The organism is Mangrovibacterium sp., from assembly GCF_059905295.1.
This window is the reverse complement of sequence record NZ_JBZQJF010000327.1, coordinates 1-2,246: the sequence shown is the minus strand read 5'-3', so window position 1 is coordinate 2,246 and position 2,246 is coordinate 1. Positions and strand designations below refer to the sequence as shown.

The 2,246-nt window shown below is 42.2% G+C and carries 2 protein-coding genes; both read left to right on the top strand.

The window, feature by feature from the left end:
* The coding region (locus tag AC37HE_RS16460) for a hypothetical protein (RefSeq protein WP_500784132.1) at nt 1–282 on the top strand (282 nt) is incomplete at its 5' end.
* A gap of 63 nt (nt 283–345) precedes the next feature.
* Nucleotides 346–2,043, top strand: coding sequence for a HEAT repeat domain-containing protein (locus tag AC37HE_RS16455; RefSeq protein ID WP_500784130.1), 1,698 nt, complete (start codon nt 346–348; stop codon nt 2,041–2,043).
* The last annotated feature ends 203 nt before the right edge of the window (nt 2,044–2,246 follow it).

The window sequence follows — 2,246 nt, the reverse complement described above, 5'->3', positions numbered from 1 at the left end:
GGCAAGGTTCGCACACTCGATTGGATCGACATTGCAGTGTTTCTGACCTTTATTCTGATCGGACTCGGATTTAACTTTTTCACCTTCCGTGCGCAGATACGCTACCACGTTAAACACCTTGAAGCGTGCTTGTCGGACCTGAATGACAACAACAAGGTAGTTGTAAGCGAACTTATCGAACAACAACGAAAACAGGACCGGGTAAACAAACTGGTACTAATGCTGATACTTGCATTTGGATTTGCACTTTTTGCCATTCTGCTGAAGAAATTTGGGATGTAACTGTCGGGAATCAGCCGGAAATGGATTTGAGTTTTTGGATATAAAAATCATAAAATCAAAGCCATGAAACTAAAAGAACCAAAGAAGATTTTACAAGACATCGGATTGTTTTTTCTGGCGCTGGTGTTTTCAATTGGACTGATGTTTGCCTTCATCGAAATCCCGCAATTGCTTGATAAATTTCTTCAGTCGAATATTGGAACTCCTCAATCTGATCCGGGCTACAATAACGCGAAAATTGAGTTGTTTTTCGAGGTTGTTAAAATTCGCTGGATCGGATATATCTGCCTCGGATTAATCTTTCTGATGATTATTCTTGGCTTCGTCACCAAAAAGAACAGTTTTATATGGATTGGAGGAATTGCGCTCTTCCTTCCTGTTTTTGCCACTTTTGCTTACAGCATGTTTTACCTGGCCGGCCTTGGATTGCTAAACGTGATATTCTTCCCACTGCAGGAAATTTCGCTTTCGATGATTGATCTGGGGAAAGTGGTGTTGATTCCGTATTGGATATTATTGTGGATTGCCAAACTCTTCAACTGGAATGCACATCAATTTTTGATCTATTTGTTTATGATCTCCGGTACGCTGATTTTCGTTTTGGGAGTTTACGCATGGATCAAAGTTCGTTTTGCCAACAACAAGGTGGCCAAACACTGGATTTACAAATATTCGCGACACCCGCAGTATTTGGGGTGGATAATCTGGAGTTATGGATTGATGCTTTTTGGACCGACAGTTAACGACATGAAAAAAAGCTGGGGATGGTATGGAACACTTCCGTGGCTTTTGTCAACAGTGGTAATTATCGGAATCTGTTTTCTGGAAGAATTAAAGATGAGTGAGACTGCCGGCGATGATTACGATGAATACCGCAAAAGAACTCCGTTTTTTTTCCCGGCACCAGCTTTTTTGAAGAAAATCATACAGTTTCCAATGTATTTGCTGATTCGTAAAAATCGTCCCGAAAACCGAAAAGAAATCGGATTGACGCTCACAGTTTACGCTGTTCTTTTAATGGCTTTTTCACTTTTCTGGGTCGACTTTCAGCCGTCCGGAGACCCAAATGCCTTGTCAGCAAAGCCATATGATAAAAGAAAAGCAGATTTGCTGATTACAGATATTACCAGGGAGCAGTCGCGCCGAACCCGATCGTTGCAGCCATTTGCAGAGCTTTTGTCGATGGGATCCGAAACTTATCCGGCATTTTATGAACTCATGGAGTCTCCTGATCCGGATGTTAGAGGATACGCGATTCAGGCAGCCGGTGCCTACAACGTTCCCGAAGCAATCCCAATTCTGATAAATGCCCTGAATGATTCAGTGTCCGGAATAGTGGAAGCGGCAGTTAGAAGTTTAGGGAGTTTAAAGGCAGCGCAAGCAGAGGATGAACTACTGGAGATGTTAAACGCTGATAATAAGAGGGTCAAAGCCAATGTTTTGCTTGAAACGCTATCGAATATTGGTTGCGAAGAAATCATGCCTTATCTCGAAGAAAGCCTTGACGATGATTTCTGGTATTATCGGGCATCAGCCTTGAAGTCAATGATGAGAATTGATCTTGAAAAAGCTAAACCCTACCTGTATAAGCATTTGGAAGATGAAGATTCGAATGTACGCCGCGAAGTGGTGTACATGCTGCTTGATTCATTACCTGCCGACGCTGTTCCCTATCTTGAAAAAGTCATTGATGATGAAGACTGGGATGTTCGGTTTTATGCCAGACAAGCCATAAAAGAGATCAACAAAAAAACGAAGTAATGCCATATAACTAACAATTTAAAGCCATGAAAACAGTTTTTAAACTATCGTATGTGCTGGTATTGTCTGCTTTTTTGTGGGCAACAGCAGCCGGGCAGGCGTTAAAAGACCTGCCGGAAACAGAAACTTTTGCCGTTGAAATAAACGGTGTGCTTTGCGGTTATGCCGAATCGGAAATTACCAGTACCCAGGTTGATGGTCAG

Coding starts and splice junctions, on each gene's coding strand:
- AC37HE_RS16455 (WP_500784130.1), top strand. CDS start 346: ATGAAACTAAAAGAACCAAAGAAGATTTTACAAGACATCGGATTGTTT.